Below are 16,424 nucleotides of genomic sequence, written 5' to 3' on the forward strand. Positions count from 1 at the left end.
AATATCTTTCCTTCTTTTTATAGCAGTAACATGGTTACTTTGGACACAAAAAAACTCTCTTGTTATTTACTTAACAAGAGAGCAACGGTATAGTGTGAGGACGAAAGCAATGTTTTCGTTAATACTAGCTTAATCAGGCGATATGAAAGTTGAGTGACAATCTTGTGACAATCCTGCGTAGGGGAGTGGGGGAGTGGGGGAGTGGGGGAGTGGAAGATGGGCAGATGGGGACAATTTCTTTCTATTACCTATTCCCCCATTACCCATTCCCCATTCCCCATTCCCCATTACCCATTGGGTCCAGCTGTGACAATCACCAGTTTGTCAGGATTAATTAGGTCTTTGATTACTTGCTGTACTTGAGTCATCGTTACGGCTTGAATGCGGTTAGGAAATTCTCGAATTTCTGTAGGTGAAAGCCCGTAAACGGAATTGTCTAAAATGATAGTAGCGACATCGCTGGGATTTGCCAAATCTACGGGATAGCTGTTGGTAATTGAGCGTTTTGCTGAGTTTAATTCAGCTTCTGTGACTCCTTGTTCTCGGACTTGTTTGAGTAAAGCAACAGCGCTAGCGATCGCTTTATTCGCATCTTGCGGAGAAGTCTGCATCTGAATTAAGAATGGACCGGGATTAACTCCAGCAGCAAAAGCACTATAAATACCGTAAGTTAAACCTTGGCGATCGCGTACTTCCGTACCCAAGCGGCTAGACAAGGTATCACCACCTAAAATCTGATTTAGTACCGAAACAGCATAAAAACGAGGGTCTTTACGCGAGATGCCGTTGTAGCCTATATAAGTAACTGCCTCTGCCTTACCGGGAATTACTTTATTTAAACGTGTCTGACTTTGCGGCAACGGTACTGAGGTCAGATTCAAAATCGGTGCTTTACCTTTTGCTTGCCATTTACCAAAAGCTTGATTTAGTAAAGCTTTCACCTTCGCTGGTTCAAAGTCACCCACCATCGCTAACGTTGTTGTATCCGGTCGATAATGTTGTTGATAAAAGCGAACCAAATCATCGCGAGTAATATTCTTCAAACTTTCTTCTGTGGGAAAGCTGTAGAACGGATGATTTTCGGGGTAAATTGCTTGCTGAAAAATTCTTCGTCCCAGTCCACGGGGGTCATCTAGCTGTGCTTTCAACCCGATTAATGACCGTCGCCGACTGAGTTCGAGTTGGTCTGCCGGGAAAGTAGCATTTTGTACTACGTCTGCCAGAGTTTCTATCAATATCGGCAGATTTGCGGACAAACCTTGACCACCAATACCGACACCTTCACGGATAGCACTAAAACCTAAACTGGCTCCTTTATCTTCTAAGGATTTCGCCAGCGTGAGAGCATTTTTGCTTTTCGTGCCATTCATTAAGTTACCAGCAGTCAAACTCGCTAGTCCAGCTTTGGGAATGTTGTCAAATTCAGCACCAGCGTCAATTTGTCCGGTGAGGTTTATCGAGGGAAAACTGCGATCGCTTAACAAAAGAACCCGCATTCCATTCGCCAGAGTAAACTGTTCTGGTAGCGATTGTTTGCTAGCAGTGGTGGCTGATGTGGCAGGAGGAAGATATTTGGCAAGTTCTGCTGGGTCTACCGGTTTACCTGGGCTGAAGTTCTCGGCAGTGCGACCAGAACCTGCATTGGAAGTTCCTGGTTTACCATCTGCTTGGGTAGGTTCAAAAAAGCCGATGGTTTGTTTAGCCGGATCGAGGTAAGTTTTCGCTGCTTTTTGGACATCAGCTGGTGTAACTTTGGCGATCGCTGCGAGATACCCCTCAATAAAACGATAATCTCCGGCGACGGTTTGATTATACCCCAGTTGATTTGCCTGACTGGTGATATCCTGATTATTCAGTATAAAAGAAGCTTGTAATTGCGTCTTTGCTCTATTCAATTCTTCATTGGTGACTGGCTGCTGTTGCAATTTCGTCAGCGATTGTTGCAACACCGAAGAAATGCGCGATAATTCTTGACCGGGTGCGGCTGTAGCATTAATTTCATACCAACCTGGTTCAATTAATTCTGCTGCACTCGCACTAACTGAACTGGCTAATCCGGATTCTACCAAATCTTGGTAAAGTCGAGAACTACGACCGCCTGTAAGAATACCATCCATCAAATCAATCGCCGCGACATCGGGATGCTTGACATCTGGTAAGGGATAGACAACTTGCAGCAGTGCCGCGCTTCCCGGTTCTTTCAGGACGATTGGCTCTTTTTTCGCAGGAGTATTAGAAGGTACAGATACAGAACCTTTTGGCGGAACTGTTTTGGCTCGTTTGGGAACCTTGCCGAAAGTGTCTTTGACAACTTTCAGCGTTGGTGCGGTGGTAAAATCGCCTGTAACTACTAATGTGGCATTATCTGGACTGTAGAAGGTTTGGTAATAATTCCGCACCTGCGAGAGCGTGAATTTCTCGACATCGGCTTTTGTGCCTCCTACAGGTAAGCCATAAGTTCGATTCGGGAAAGCAGCCCGCAACACCGCTCGACCGAGACGGTAGCTAGGTGAATTTTCGTATCCTTGTAGTTCAGAAATTACTACGCGCTTTTCGCTCGTCAGTTGGTCAGCTCCAATTAAAGCACCTTCCATGCGATCGGCTTCTAAGGTCAGCAGTGCTTCGAGTTTGTCTCGCTGCACCGTACCATAGTAAGCAGTTTCGTCATAGCTGGTAAAAGCATTAGATTGACTACCCAAAGCACTAAACAGCCGCCCAAACTGGACTGGACGGGTAGAAGTGCCTTTAAACATTAAATGTTCTAGCTGGTGGGAGATACCATTTTCCCCCGTCCCCTCATTGCGTGAACCAACTTTATACCAAACCTGCACGCTGACCACTGGTGCAGTATGGATTTCTTTGGTTAGCACGGTTAAACCGTTATCTAATACCGTTTTTGTCACCCCTTGGGTCAGTGCTGAACCCGATACAGGTGCAGCTGTAGTTGGCGTTGCCGCTTTGGTAAAATTGTCTGAAAAAAAATCTAGACTGAGAAAAAGGCTGAGGAACAAGCCTATAAGAATGTATGGACGCAGTTTAGGAAATATTGGCATTGTTAGCAATTGAAATTCAAAACAGAAAAATCACGCATAGTATAAATCCATCTTGGCAAGTATTTTGCCATGTTGGGGCAATGGGGCATGGGGCATGGGGCATGGGGCATGGGGAATGGGGCATGGGGAATGGGTAATGGGTAATGGGGAATGGGAACGCATTTAGTGGGCTGCTGCCTCGACTGTTAGTAATGGAGGCAGCAGTTTTCCAAGAACTACATTTACTGGCAGAGCAAGGAAACGAGAAGGAAAACATGAAACTTCGAGTTCTGAACATGAAACTTCAGCTTCTGAACATGAAACTTCGAGTTCTGAACATGAAACTTCAGCTTATGAACATGAAACTTCAGCTTCTGAAGATGAAACTTCGAGTTCTGAACATGAAATTTTGAGTTCTGAACATGAAACTTCGAGTTCTGAACATGAAACTCCGAGTCCGGAACACGAAACTTTAAGCTTTTAACTGGGAATGTCTCGTTCTACACTTAAACACCAATGCCCCATGCCCAATGCCCCATGCCCAATGCCCCATGCCCCATGCCCAATTCCCCAACATCGCAAAAAAACTCTCGCTAGCGAGAACGATAAATTACCCTAGCGATCTAAAATGACACTGTTAATAGACACACCAAAAAATTGAGTATATGGCGCGTCAACGCTCGATATTGTCATTGATTCTGGTAATTTTGGCAACATTCCTGATTAGTTGTGGCGGTCCGACTGTCGCTACTGCACCTCCAACCTATACTACGGCTCAGTTAGAGAAAATTCAGGAATATGTTCCTGATATTCTTTCTGTACGCGATCGCTCAGCTGAACTGCAAAAGCTGATCCGAAGAAATGATTGGATCGATGTGGGTAATTTTATCCACGGTCCGATGACATCCGCGAAGCTGAACATGAGTTACATTACTTCCAACCTGCTACCTAAAGACCAACCCCAAGCACGTCAGATAACGCGAGATTTATTTAACCACCTGCTAAAAATAGATCGAGCCGCAGCCGATCGCAACTCTCAACTAGCTTTAAGCAACAATAAAGCCGCTTTTGCTGACATTGACAATTTCTTACAATTGTTACCGCAAAGCAACAAGCCACAAGAAAGTTAGGCTTAAGGAGGAGTGGGGGAGTGCAGGAGTGGAGGAGTGGGAAAGTGGGGGAGTGCAGGAGTGCAGGGGGCACTTTGCAGGGGGCACTTTGCAGGGGAGTTTGTCTTTTTGTCTCCCTTGTCTTCCTTGTCTCCCCATCCCCCCATCCCCCCCTCTCCCCATCCCCCCATCCCCCCCACTCCTCACTCCCCACTCCCCACTCCCCACTCCCCATCTCCCCAAAAAGCAATGAGTCATGCAGTCATTATCGGTTGTGGTATTGTTGGGGCGGCGATCGCCTATGAACTCAGTCAAGTTCAAGACCTCAAAATCACTGTCATCGACAAACAACCACCCGCCCAAGCCTCGACAGGGGCAGCATTAGGCGTTTTGATGGGTGCGATTAGCCATAAAATTAAGGGTAATGCTTGGCGAATGCGCTCTTCTAGTATTCAACGTTATGAAACTTTAATTCCGGAACTAGAAGCGATCACAAATCGCAAAATCCCTTTTAATCGTCAAGGAATTCTCAGTCTTTGTTTGCAAGAAGATAATAAAGCCGCTTGGCAAAAGCTAGCGGAAATTCGCTCTTCTCAAAACTGGAAATTAGAAGTTTGGGACGTGGCAAAATTAAAGTTAGTCTGTCCGCAGGTAAATAACGATAATATTACTGGTGCTGTTTATTCTCCCCAAGACCGCCAACTTGACCCAACAGCTTTAACTTTAGCTTTAGTTGATGCATCTCAACGCAACGGCGTTACTTTTAAATTTGGCGTTACTGTCAACGGAACTTCAACTTCCGCGCGAACCGCCGCGAATTCATGCAATCAACTTGAGACGACAGAAGGTAAAATTACCGCTGATTGGTTTGTAATTGCCGCTGGATTGGGTTCGTCACTTTTGACAGCACAATTAAACCAAATGATTGATATTCGCCCTGTGTTGGGACAAGCTTTGCAAGTAAGCTTAAAACATCCTTTAGGCGATCGCGACTTTCAACCAGTAATTACAGGCGATGATATTCACATTGTCCCTGTACGTAACGGCGATTATTGGATAGGCGCAACGGTAGAATTTCCCAATGATACCCATGAAATACCACCTGACGAAGAACTATTGAAGCAAGTTTTAACTGGTGCGATCGCCTTTTGTCCCGAATTAACATCAGCCACAATTAACCGCACCTGGTCGGGATTGCGTCCCCGTCCCGAAAAACGACCCGCACCAATCATAGGCAAACTACCAGGCTTTAATAACATTCTCCTCGCCACCGGACACTATCGCAACGGCGTTTTATTAGCACCCGCAACAGCACACGCAATTCGTGAGATGATTATTTCCAACGATCCCTAATCTTAATAAAAACTACTTTGCGTCTTCGCGCCTTTGCGTGAGACTTTTTCTCATGTCAATACAAGAACATAAAATAACCGTAAATTCCCTTGAATGGTTTTACCGCGAAGCTGAACCGATTGGTCAAACAGACTTATTGCCTGTATTATTGCTACACGGCTTACCGTCACAAAGTTACAGTTGGCGTAACATTTTACCAGCTTTAGCGAAACAGGGTACAAGAGCGATCGCACCAGATTGGATTGGCTATGGTTTTTCATCCAAACCTGAAAAAAGAGACTTTGCTTACACCCCAGATGCATTTATCACAGCTTTATCAGAATTTATCCAAGCTTTAGAACTACAACGTTTTTCTTTAGTTGTCCAAGGATTTTTAGGTTCTGTAGGCTTACAATATGCTTTGCGACATCCAGAACAAATTGCCAACATAGCTATCATCAATACCCCAATTACCAGCGCTGCCAAATTACCTTGGAAAATTCAACAAATGGGTTTACCTTTAGCAGGTGAAATGATGACCCAAGACCCTTTATTAGTTGATAGAACTTTAGAAGGTGGTTGTCGTTACGTCATCGAAGAGAAAGATTTAGATGTTTATCGAAAGCCATATTTGAAAAGTTCCTCTTCTGGACGAGGACTTTTATCAACTATCCGCAATTTACAACTTCAGCCAGCCATGACCGAAATCGAATCTGGCTTTAAAGAATGGCAAAAACCAATTTTAATTCAATGGGGAATGATTGACCCTTGGCTGTCTGTGGATATGGCGCAAAAGTTTGCCGATTCTGTAGCGAATGCCGAATTAATAAAACTTAATAACGTTGGGCATTATCCGCAAGAACATTATCATGAGACGATTTTAGAAGACCTTTTGCCTTTTGTACGGCGTACAGATGATAAGTCAGAATAGAAGAAAGTCTCGTAGTGAGCACTTTAGTGCTCAAAATAAGCGCTCTCATCGCTGACTACGTATTTTTTTTCAGTGATTTGTCAAGCTAAATGGAGAATAAAATTCATGGCTTATTCATGGTTTAAAGCGTTTCACATTATCGGCATTGTAGTCTGGTTTGCTGGATTATTTTATCTAGTACGTCTTTTTATCTATCACGTCGAAGCCAACGAAGAACCAGAACCAGCACGCACGATACTGAAAAATCAGTATCAGATAATGGAAAAACGGCTTTACAGCATCATCACTACTCCAGGAATGTTGTTAACCGTAGCAATGGCAATCGGTTTATTAACTACTGAACCAGAAGTTTTAAAACAAACTTGGTTGCATGTCAAACTAGGATTTGTGGCTCTTTTACTCGGCTATCATCATTATTGCAAAAGGCTAATGAAGCAGTTAGCAGTTGATGAGTGTCGCTGGAGTAGCAAACAGTTACGCGCTTTGAATGAAGCACCCAGCTTGATGTTAGTCGTGATTGTATTACTGGCTATATTTAAAGATAGTCTACCGACAGATATTACTGTTTGGGTAATTGTGGCAATGATTATTGCAATGGTAGCTACTATTCAACTTTACGCCAAAAAGCGCAGACAAGATAAAGAAAAGGAATTGGCGGGAATTTCACAAGTTCCACAACAGCAGAGTTAGTGGATAGTGGATAGTGGGCATGGGGCATGGGGCATTGGGAATTGAGAATGGGTAATTGGTAATGGGGAATGGGTAATGGGTAATGGGCAATTGTTTAATGGGCAATGGGTAATGGGCAATGAGAGATTTTTTCCATGCCCTATGCCCTATGCCCCATGCCCCATGCCCAATGCCCACTATCCACTATCCACTAACAACTAACCAATCTATAAAAACCAGAATATGATGTCTGCGCTTCCTGGTTATACTGTCGGCACAATTCTTCACAATGGCGATCGCACTTTTGTTTATCGAAGCATTCGCGAGTGCGATCAAAAAACAGTCGTGATTAAAACACTCAAAGCTGAGTTTCCAACCGTCGAAGAAACCGCTCGACTCAAGCTTGAATATGAAATCCTCAATAATTTGCCGCTAGAAGGTGTAATTAAACCTTATAAATTAGAACAATATCAAAAACGATTCGCACTCATTTTAGAAGATTTTGGCAGCGATATCAAGACATTTGTGCCTTTGAAAATCACTTTAACTGATTGGCTAGAAATTGCGATTCAAATTGCATCTATATTAGGTGAAATTCATCAACATCAAATTATTCATAAAGATATTAAACCAAAAAATATTCTGATTAATTCGCATCGCCAAGTTAAAATTATTGACTTTAGTATCGCTTCGCGTCTTTCTAAAGAAAATCCGCTTTTGAGTCCACCTAGTTTACTAGAAGGTAGCTTAAACTATCTTTCTCCAGAGCAAACCGGACGGATGAATCGAGCAATTGATTACCGCAGCGATTTGTACGCTTTAGGAGTAACATTTTACGAGTTGCTGACGCTGCGTTTGCCGTTTCAATCTGACGACCCCTTAGAACTAATTCACGCTCACATTGCCAAACAACCGATTCTACCGCATCAAGTGCGGCAAGATATTCCGGTTGTGATTTCAAATATTATCATGAAGTTGCTGGCAAAAAACGCGGAAGACCGCTATCAAAGTGCTTTTGGAGTCAAAAAGGATTTAGAAACAGCTTTAACACAGTTAACTACAATCGGGGAAATTAAAGAATTTGCGATCGCTCAACATGATACTTCCGGACATTTACTTATTCCCCAAAAGCTGTATGGACGCGAAGCAGAAGTTGTCACACTGATGCAAGCGTTTACTCGCATAGCAAAAGTTGAGAATACAGATAACACATACGAAGAAAACCAGCCTTCAAATTTATCTCAAAATAAACAATCCAAAATCCAAAATCTAAAATCCAAAATTGAACTGTTACTTGTCAGTGGCTATTCTGGCATTGGTAAATCTTCTTTAGTAAACGAAATTTACAAACCAATTCTGCAACAGCGGGGTTATTTTATTGTCGGTAAATTCGACCAATTTCAACGAGATATTCCCTACGCTTCATTGATTCAAGCATTTCGGATGTTGATGCAGCAATTGTTAGCTGAAAGTGCTGCCAGTCTCGAAGTCTGGAAAACGAAACTGCGGTCAGCTTTAGGAACAAACGCTCAAGTGATAATTGAAGTAATTCCGGAAGTCGAATTACTAATTGGATCGCAACCACCTGTACCAACACTAGGAGCCACAGAAACTCAAGCGAGATTTAATCGCGTCTTTCAAGCTTTTATTAACGTCTTTGCCCAAAAAGAACATCCCTTGGTATTATTTTTAGATGATTTGCAATGGGCAGATTCTGCGTCTTTAAAGTTCATTCAAGCCTTAATCAACGATGCCAATATCGGCTATTTATTGCTATTAGGTGCGTATCGCGATAATGAAGTGAGTGCGGCACATCCTCTAATTCAAACAATAACCCAATTGCAAGAGACAGGGGCAACAGTCAATCAAATTGTCCTCAAACCGCTATCACTTGAGAGCGTTAAACAATTAGTCGCGGATACCTTACAAGAAACAGAAACCTCAACCAAGTTAGCAACATTACTCTACAACAAAACAGACGGTAATCCCTTCTTTTTAACTCAATTATTGCAATCTCTGGCGCAAAGGAATCTAATTAAATTTGATTTTGCAACCGCTCGGTGGACGTGGAATTTAACTCAAATTAAAACTGTGGGGGTGACAGATAATGTGATTGAGTTAATGGTTAAGAAAATTGAAAAATTACCAAAAACTACACAAACACTCCTAAAGTTTGCTGCTTGTATTGGTTATCGCTTTGATTTAGAAACGCTTGCGATTATATCGCAAAAAACCGTATCCCAGACGGCTCAAGAAATTTGGTCAGCGATGCAAGCCGGATTAATTATACCTTTAAATAATGCTTACAAAATTCCCTTGTTTGTTGGGGAAGAAACTGCCGCGATCGCTCTCGATGAGCATATTATTAACTATCAATTTTTGCACGACCGAGTTCAACAAGCCGCAGAAGCGCTGATTCCCGAAGTAGAACGTAAAGCAACTCATCTAAAAATCGGTCAAAGACTTTTACAAAGTCAATCACCATCAGAACAAAAAGAAAACATTTTTGAGTTAGTTAATCACTTAAATGACGGCAAAGATTTAATTAGCGATGAACAAATAAATCAGTTAGCAGCACTGAATTTAATCGCCGGTCAAAAAGCTTCATCAGCGATCGCTTACGAACCGTCTGCCCGTTATTTTAATTTGGGATTAGAGCTTTTAGCAAATGACTGCTGGGAACAGCAGTATGATTTAACATTATCACTGTATGAGGGTGCGATTGATGTTGAGTGTATTAACGCTAATTTTGGGCGATCGCAATCTCTGATAAATTCCGCATTGCCCCATACGAAAACACTTTTAGACCGCATCCGTATCTACAAACTACAAATTAAACTGGAAATTGCTCAAGGCAATTCGGCTGCCTCAATCGAAACCGCATTAAAAGCTTTATTGCTATTAGATGTCCGCATTCCTACTGTTGACGCAGAAATTGAAAGTTACATTGCCCAACTTCAACAGAAACTTGTGTTTCAACCAAATGATGTGGCAGCACTAGCTAATCTACCTGTGATGAGCGATGCTAACAAACAAGCAGCAATAGAAATACTCAACACCATGCCGGGTCCTGTTTACATTGCCAGACCGCAATTATTTATACCGATGATGTTAACTATGACTCAGCTTTCCGTTGAGTATGGCAACTGGATACCATCATCGTTTGCTTACTGTCTGTTTGGGTTTATGAGCGCGGCAATATTTGACAACATCGATACCGGATATGAATTTGGACAGTTATCTTTAAAGGTGTTAGAGCAATTCAACGATAAAACGCTTTATCCGCATGTGTTAAAAGTGTATGGTTCTCACGTTCACTTCATTAAAAACTCTTTGCGATCGACATTGAAATTTTTACAAGTCTCTGTAGATCGAGCGATGGAAGTAGGCAATCTGGAGTTTGTCGGTTATGGTACGAGCGAGTACGTGATGCACTACTTCTTTAGTGGGGAGAACTTAGAAATTATCAATCAAAAAGCGCTGCCTTACGTCGAACTTGTCGATCGCGCTAAACAAGAATTAGGCATTTACTACATCCGCATTGCCCGACAAGTCGTTTTAAATTTCATCGGTTTGGCTGACGATGTGCTGGTATTGACAGGTGAGAGTTTCAACGAAGCGACAATGCTACCAAGTGTGGCAGCAGGAAATTGGCAAACGCTACTGTGCTGCTTTTATCTGTTCAAATTGATGTTAGCGTATCGATTTGGTGATTACGAACAAGCATCAATCCACGCAAAATCAACCGCAGCGCATTCACAAGCTGTTGTCGGGATGATGATAATGTATGAGTACATTTTCTACGATTCGCTGACTTTACTGCAATGCGATGACGATCGCGAAGTACTTCCACAAGTACAAGCAAACCAAGCGATTTTAAAACAAAAAGCAGATTACGCACCGATGAATTTTCAGCATAAATATGAGTTAGTCGAAGCAGAAATTGCCAGAGTCACAGGACAAACGCTGATTGCAATGAATGCCTACGATGCCAGCATTCAATCGGCAAAAAATCACGAATTTCCTCAAGATGAAGCTTTAGCGAACGAATTAGCCGCAAAGTTTTATTTAGGAATTAACAAACCGAAAATTGCCGCAGCGTATTTGAATGATGCCTATTTAGGTTATATCAGTTGGGGTTCGCAACCATTAGCAGAGAATTTATTAACTCGTTACCCGGACTTGTTGCCACAATATACTCGTGCAAGCACTTCTACCACATCATCAACTACTGCTGCCTGGTTAGACTTATCCACCGTAGTCAAAGCTTCTCAAGCGATCGCTAGCGAACTAAGAATTAAGAATTTATTAAATCGATTAATTGCGATCGTCATCGAAAATGCTGCCGCACAACGAGGATTTTTGATTGCCGAAAAAGCCGGTGAATTTACCATTGTCGCTGTCGGCACAATTGACCAAAATTCAATTATCTCACCTTCAAATCAAACACAACTTCCTTTAGCAATTCTTAATTATGTGGTTCGCACCAAAGAAAGTATTGTTCTCAATCATGCAACTCACGAAGGAATTTTTATTAACGATCCATATATTAGAGAATATCAGCCGAAGTCTGTTCTGTGTACTCCGATTATCCATCAAGGACAACTGAAAAATTTACTTTATTTAGAAAATTATATAACCACGGGAGCCTTTACCGTTGAACGTTTAGAAATCTTAAAATTGCTGTCTGCTCAAATTGCCGTTTCCTTAGAAAATTCCCAACTCTATGAAAATCTAGCTCAAACAAATGCGGAATTAGCAGCTGCCAATAGCCAATTAGAACAGTATACTCAAACATTAGAAGCAACTGTAGCAGAACGTACTTTAGAATTACAACAGAAAAATACTCGTTTGGAGCAAACAACAGCACAACTCACCTTAATTAACAAAGAACTGGAAAGTTTTTCTTCTTCAGTTTCTCATGACTTGCGATCGCCTCTGCGACGAATTGACTATTTCACCCAAATGCTCACAGAATCTCTTAACGATTCCTTAACTGCAACTCGTCAAAATTACCTAAATCGCATTCAAAACTCAACGCAACACATGCGGCAATTGATTGAGGATTTGTTGCGATTATCGCAAATCAGCCGCTCTCAATTGCATCGCACTCAGGTAAACTTGAGTACAATGGTACAGGCGATCGCCCAAGACCTAGAAAAAGACCAACCAAGACAAGCAAAGTTCCAAATTACCCCAGATTTAACCACTTCTGCCGATGCTAATTTATTGCGGGCAGCACTGGAAAACTTGCTGGGCAATGCCTGGAAATACACGCGCAACCGTGAATATACGCAAGTTGCTTTTGGAAAACTTGATAATAATGTCTTTTTCATTCGCGATAACGGTGTCGGTTTCGATATGAATGACTCAGACAATCTATTTCAACCTTTTCAACGGCTGCATTCTGCCAAAGAATTTGAAGGAAATGGCATTGGTTTAGCCACAGTTGCCCGAATTATCCACCGTCATGGTGGGCGAATCTGGGCAGAGGGCAAGGTTGGGGAAGGAGCAACTTTTTATTTTACCTTAGAAGGATAAACAAAGGTATGGGCAAACCACTACATGTCCTGATTGTCGAAGATTCAGAAGATGACATGCTGGTGCTGCTGCATATATTGGAGCAGAATGACTACGACGTAATTTATTTGCAGGTAGAAACATCTGCCGATATGAGTGCTGCTTTAGATCGCCAACCTTGGGATGTAATTATTTGTGATTATGTTATTCCTGGATTTGGCGCTCCCAAAGCCTTGTCCTTGCTGAAAGAGAAAAAATTAGATATTCCTTTTATTATTGTTTCCGGCTCAATCACCGAAGAAACTGCCGTCACTGCTTTAAAAGCTGGAGCTGCTGATTTTGTCTTGAAAGAGCGGATGGTACGCTTAGTTCCGGCAATCGAGCGGGAGATTAAAGAAGCACGCATCCGAAAAAAACAACGCCAAACCGAAATCGCTCTGCAAGAAAGTGAAGCGCGGTTTCGACTGCTGGCTGAGAACTCGACTGATATTATTTCGCATCACTCCATCGATCAAATTATTCTCTACATTTCGCCAGCTTCTTACACTGTACTCGGATATAGACCGGAAGAACTAATTGGTCGTCGTAGCGATCAATTAGTTCATCCGGACGATCTTGCGGTTATGCCTACAGACACTGCAAATTTACCCGATGTCTACACCCTGACTCATCGAGCGCGTCATCAAGCTGGACACTACATCTGGTTAGAAGTAAAGTTGCAAGCAATTCGCCATCCTCAAACTCAGAAAATTGTCGAGTTTCATGCATCTTCTCGCGATATCACCGATCGCAAACAAGCCCAAGCAGCTTTGCAACAAAGCGAACAACAACTGAGGTTAGCGCTGAAAACAGCTAAACTCGGTTCTTGGGAATTGAATTTACAAACAAATGTTTTGTCTACTTCTGACCAATGCAAAATTAATTTTGGTTTGCCGGTGGACGCTGATTTTTCCCATCAAATATTGATGAGTCGCATTCATCCTGACGATCGCCTTTGGGTACAAAAAGCTATCGAAGAGGCGATCGCCAATCATACAGATTACGATGTCGAGTATCGCAACATCTGGGCAGATAACACTATCCACTGGGTATTGGTGCGAGGTCGCTGTATTTACGACTCGGTAGGAAATCCTTTGCGAATGGTAGGCATGTCAATGGATATTACCCAGCGCAAAGAAGCCGAAGTTGAACGAGAAGAATTGCTCAAGCGATCGCTTGCAGCACAAGAACAAGCGGAAACTGCGAACCGCATCAAAGATGAGTTTCTTGCCGTTTTATCTCATGAATTGCGTACCCCACTCAATCCGATTCTTGGTTGGACAACACTTTTACGCAGTAAAAAATTTGACCCAATAACCACAGAACGCGCTTTAGAAACGATTGAGCGCAACGCTAAGTTACAGACTCAACTAATTAACGATTTGCTTGACATTTCCCGAATTCTACGCGGCAAACTCAGCTTAACTGTAATGCCCGTCAATTTGGGAACTGTTATATCATCTGCCCTGGAAACCGTGCAATTATCCGCTCAAGCCAAAGAAGTGCAAATAGAAACGGCAATTACCCCTTTTATTGGCGCAGTCAAAGGCGATGAAGCGCGTTTGCAGCAAGTAATATGGAATTTATTATCCAACGCGATCAAGTTCACAGAATCAGGTGGAATTATTCAAGTGAGCTTGACAAAAGTCGGAAAATATGCACAAATTCAAGTAAAAGATTCCGGAAAAGGAATTAATAGTAGCTTTCTGCCTTACGTGTTTGAATATTTCCGCCAAGAAGATAGTGCAACGACGCGCAAATTTGGCGGATTGGGATTGGGACTGGCGATCGCTCGTCAAATCGTCGAACTGCACGGAGGGACGTTGAGTGCAGATAGTCCAGGTGTCGGACAGGGGGCTACATTTACAGTCCAAATTCCTTTATTGCAAACATATGATGAGATGCCGTCTGCAAAGATATCACCAGAATTCAAAGTTGATTTAAACGGGATTAAAATTTTAGTAGTCGATGACGATGCGGACTCGCGGGAGTTTCTTAACTTTGTCTTAAAACAAGAAAAGGCGATCGTCACAACCGCAGCATCAGGATTTGATGCATTGCAAGTAGTTGAGCGCTCAATTTTTGATATTGTCGTCAGTGATGTGGGGATGCCCGGTATGGATGGATATATGCTGATGCGGCAACTACGCAGGCTGACTAGTCAACAAGCCAAAGACATAAAAGCGATCGCGCTTACCGCATATGCGGGAGAATTAGATCGACAGCAAGCAAAAGAGGCAGGCTTTCACCAACATTTAGCTAAACCGGTTGAAGTTGGTGAATTAGTTCAGGCGATCGCCACATTAATGCAGAGAAACACCAATTCATATCTTATCAAACAGTAATTAAACCACAGATACTGTAGAGACGTTCCAATGGAACGTCTCTACGACGGTGCGGACATGGTATATAGTAATCCGAGGAGGAATCGTCAAAAACAAGAAGTCAGGGTTCTGAAAATAGTCAATTTTCACAAAATATGTCAGATAAACCTTTAGGTAAACCCCGTCCCTTATCGCAAGTACTTTTCTTATCTGTTATCAGCGGTATGCTATATTACGGTTGGTACAAGTGGATTATTCAAGAAGAACTCCGCCATTATAACGGCTTTGGTTGGTCAGGTACGCTATCTTTAGCCCCTTTTTTATTGGGAATAGCAGTTCCCCAAGCATTGCGGATATTCGATCCAGATGTCCCCGGTTGGTTTGGTTGGTTTTCGCTCTTAGGTATTGTTTGGATTTACATAGTTCAATTTAAGTTATATAAAACCGTAAACCAACTATACAGCCAAGCGCAAATGAAAGAACCGCTTGTAGTTTGGTGGCTGTTTATACCAGGTTTAAATTTAATTGTCGGCTTGAGACAAATTCACTTTTTGAGTCAATTTTGGGCAAAAGAACAAAAAATAATTGTCAAAGATTCTCTAACAGAAAATATTCCTTTTTTATCAAATAATGTCTAAAAAATATCTGGTACTATGAATAAAGAAAGTTATCTAAGTAGTACATAAATAAACGTTCCTAAATGTAGTGAAGGCTAAAGCCTTCAAAACTCTTAGATAGCACTCGTACAAGCCAGAGTATTTTACTTATCTTTTCATACAAGAGGCTTCTAAATAATGCAATGTCTAACTAACATGCTTCGTGCTTCTAAACACAGTTTCTGGCTAGTTCCAGTCACTTTAGTCAGTATGGGAATCACTGCAAAAGCCAACGCCCAGATTTATCCATTTGACACATTTTACGACATTGAAGTTACGCTGATACCGATTCCTTCAACAAATGTATCACAAGCGTTTATTTACGGCTATAATGCCAATGCGCCTTATGGTCTAACTAACTTTCAAAGCATAAATAATTATAGTCGAGTTGATCCGGCTACAGGTAATCTCGTATTTGTTCAAGACGCGACACAGTTTGGTTTACAAGGCTTTCCCATTGGTGGTGAAGAGTTTTCCGGTAGCGGCAATGATAAACTATTTGGTAACAGTACCGCGATCGCTTCATTTAACATTCCAAATGGAACCTTAGACGGTACTGGTGTCGTAAATATCACAGGTGGAACGGGAAGATTTCAGGGTGCGATCGGCACACTAAACTTTACAGAAAGCGAACCATTAAATGCAGATCCAACTGGTCCGTTAAGAGGTAAAACTTTCTTAAAAGGTTCCTTCCAAGTTTCTCAGAAAATTCCCGAACCGACAACTAGTATGGCGCTGTTTGGCGTAGCAGCGATCGCACTCGCTTTCTTGCGGCGTCAGCAGTGGGAAAAACAGTAATTTCAGACTTACGC

General features: G+C 42.2%; 13 protein-coding genes. 9 read left to right on the forward strand and 4 right to left on the reverse strand.

Features of this window, described 5'->3' with window-relative positions; all coding sequences use genetic code 11:
- Positions 1-129 precede the first annotated feature (129 nt).
- From AABK37_RS16650 to AABK37_RS16660, 3 genes are read right to left on the reverse strand one after another with little or no spacing between them, the layout of a single operon-like run.
- Positions 130-288 (reverse strand): hypothetical protein, encoded by a 159-nt coding sequence (locus tag AABK37_RS16650; protein WP_432552670.1) that lies wholly within the window; start codon positions 286-288, stop codon positions 130-132.
- On the reverse strand, positions 288-3,053 hold the full coding sequence (locus tag AABK37_RS16655; RefSeq protein WP_432552671.1) for a M16 family metallopeptidase: 2,766 nt from the start codon (positions 3,051-3,053) through the stop codon (positions 288-290). The genes AABK37_RS16650 and AABK37_RS16655 overlap by 1 nt, the downstream gene beginning before the upstream one ends.
- A 30-nt stretch (positions 3,054-3,083) precedes the next feature.
- Positions 3,084-3,215 carry a hypothetical protein gene (locus AABK37_RS16660; protein WP_432552672.1) on the reverse strand — a complete coding sequence of 44 codons (132 nt, stop codon included), beginning with the start codon at positions 3,213-3,215 and terminating at the stop codon, positions 3,084-3,086.
- A 307-nt stretch (positions 3,216-3,522) separates the two neighbouring features.
- On the opposite strand from AABK37_RS16660, the gene AABK37_RS16665 reads away from it, so the two are divergent.
- The 5 genes from AABK37_RS16665 to hemJ all read left to right on the forward strand — a co-directional run bounded on the left by AABK37_RS16665 (position 3,523) and on the right by hemJ (position 7,094).
- Positions 3,523-3,651 (forward strand): hypothetical protein, encoded by a 129-nt coding sequence (locus tag AABK37_RS16665; RefSeq protein WP_432552673.1) that lies wholly within the window; start codon positions 3,523-3,525, stop codon positions 3,649-3,651.
- Between the two features lie 46 nt (positions 3,652-3,697).
- On the forward strand, positions 3,698-4,162 hold the full coding sequence (psbQ, locus tag AABK37_RS16670; protein WP_432552674.1) for a photosystem II protein PsbQ: 465 nt from the start codon (positions 3,698-3,700) through the stop codon (positions 4,160-4,162).
- Positions 4,163-4,390: 228 nt separating this feature from the next.
- Positions 4,391-5,494 (forward strand): NAD(P)/FAD-dependent oxidoreductase, encoded by a 1,104-nt coding sequence (locus tag AABK37_RS16675; RefSeq protein ID WP_432552697.1) that lies wholly within the window; start codon positions 4,391-4,393, stop codon positions 5,492-5,494.
- A gap of 52 nt (positions 5,495-5,546) precedes the next feature.
- A complete protein-coding gene (locus AABK37_RS16680; RefSeq protein WP_432552675.1) occupies positions 5,547-6,404 on the forward strand; it encodes an alpha/beta fold hydrolase in 858 nt (285 codons plus the stop codon).
- Positions 6,405-6,509: 105 nt separating this feature from the next.
- Entirely contained in the window at positions 6,510-7,094 is a 585-nt protein-coding gene (gene hemJ / locus AABK37_RS16685) for a protoporphyrinogen oxidase HemJ (RefSeq protein WP_432552676.1), read from the forward strand.
- Here hemJ and AABK37_RS16690 read toward each other — a convergent pair.
- On the reverse strand, positions 7,068-7,271 hold the full coding sequence (locus tag AABK37_RS16690) for a hypothetical protein (RefSeq protein ID WP_432552677.1): 204 nt from the start codon (positions 7,269-7,271) through the stop codon (positions 7,068-7,070). The two genes, hemJ and AABK37_RS16690, sit on opposite strands and share 27 nt — an antisense overlap.
- A 45-nt stretch (positions 7,272-7,316) precedes the next feature.
- Here AABK37_RS16690 and AABK37_RS16695 point away from each other — a divergent pair, with 45 nt between their 5' ends.
- The 4 genes from AABK37_RS16695 (at position 7,317) to AABK37_RS16710 (ending at position 16,410) form a co-directional block, all read left to right on the forward strand.
- The gene (locus AABK37_RS16695) at positions 7,317-12,614 is read left to right on the forward strand and encodes an AAA family ATPase (protein ID WP_432552678.1); all 5,298 of its coding nucleotides are present in this window, start codon (positions 7,317-7,319) and stop codon (positions 12,612-12,614) included.
- An 8-nt stretch (positions 12,615-12,622) separates the two neighbouring features.
- Positions 12,623-14,977 carry a response regulator gene (locus AABK37_RS16700; protein ID WP_432552679.1) on the forward strand — a complete coding sequence of 785 codons (2,355 nt, stop codon included), beginning with the start codon at positions 12,623-12,625 and terminating at the stop codon, positions 14,975-14,977.
- Between the two features lie 134 nt (positions 14,978-15,111).
- Positions 15,112-15,594 (forward strand): hypothetical protein, encoded by a 483-nt coding sequence (locus AABK37_RS16705; RefSeq protein WP_432552680.1) that lies wholly within the window; start codon positions 15,112-15,114, stop codon positions 15,592-15,594.
- 174 nt (positions 15,595-15,768) lie between these two features.
- Positions 15,769-16,410, forward strand: coding sequence for a PEP-CTERM sorting domain-containing protein (locus tag AABK37_RS16710; RefSeq protein WP_432552681.1), 642 nt, complete (start codon positions 15,769-15,771; stop codon positions 16,408-16,410).
- The last annotated feature ends 14 nt before the right edge of the window (positions 16,411-16,424 follow it).

This window comes from Tolypothrix sp. VBCCA 56010 (assembly GCF_050875635.1).
Lineage (GTDB): Bacteria > Cyanobacteriota > Cyanobacteriia > Cyanobacteriales > Nostocaceae > Hassallia.

Bases quoted from the DNA above. Each gene is read 5' to 3' on its own strand.
- AABK37_RS16660 (WP_432552672.1), bottom strand. From the start codon at position 3,215: ATGCGTTCCCATTCCCCATTACCCATTACCCATTCCCCATGCCCCATT.
- AABK37_RS16665 (WP_432552673.1), top strand. From the start codon at position 3,523: ATGTCTCGTTCTACACTTAAACACCAATGCCCCATGCCCAATGCCCCA.
- AABK37_RS16650 (WP_432552670.1), bottom strand. From the start codon at position 288: ATGGGGAATGGGGAATGGGGAATGGGTAATGGGGGAATAGGTAATAGA.
- AABK37_RS16700 (WP_432552679.1), top strand. From the start codon at position 12,623: ATGGGCAAACCACTACATGTCCTGATTGTCGAAGATTCAGAAGATGAC.
- AABK37_RS16675 (WP_432552697.1), top strand. From the start codon at position 4,391: ATGAGTCATGCAGTCATTATCGGTTGTGGTATTGTTGGGGCGGCGATC.
- hemJ (WP_432552676.1), top strand. From the start codon at position 6,510: ATGGCTTATTCATGGTTTAAAGCGTTTCACATTATCGGCATTGTAGTC.
- AABK37_RS16680 (WP_432552675.1), top strand. From the start codon at position 5,547: ATGTCAATACAAGAACATAAAATAACCGTAAATTCCCTTGAATGGTTT.
- AABK37_RS16710 (WP_432552681.1), top strand. From the start codon at position 15,769: ATGCTTCGTGCTTCTAAACACAGTTTCTGGCTAGTTCCAGTCACTTTA.
- psbQ (WP_432552674.1), top strand. From the start codon at position 3,698: ATGGCGCGTCAACGCTCGATATTGTCATTGATTCTGGTAATTTTGGCA.
- AABK37_RS16695 (WP_432552678.1), top strand. From the start codon at position 7,317: ATGATGTCTGCGCTTCCTGGTTATACTGTCGGCACAATTCTTCACAAT.
- AABK37_RS16705 (WP_432552680.1), top strand. From the start codon at position 15,112: ATGTCAGATAAACCTTTAGGTAAACCCCGTCCCTTATCGCAAGTACTT.
- AABK37_RS16655 (WP_432552671.1), bottom strand. From the start codon at position 3,053: ATGCCAATATTTCCTAAACTGCGTCCATACATTCTTATAGGCTTGTTC.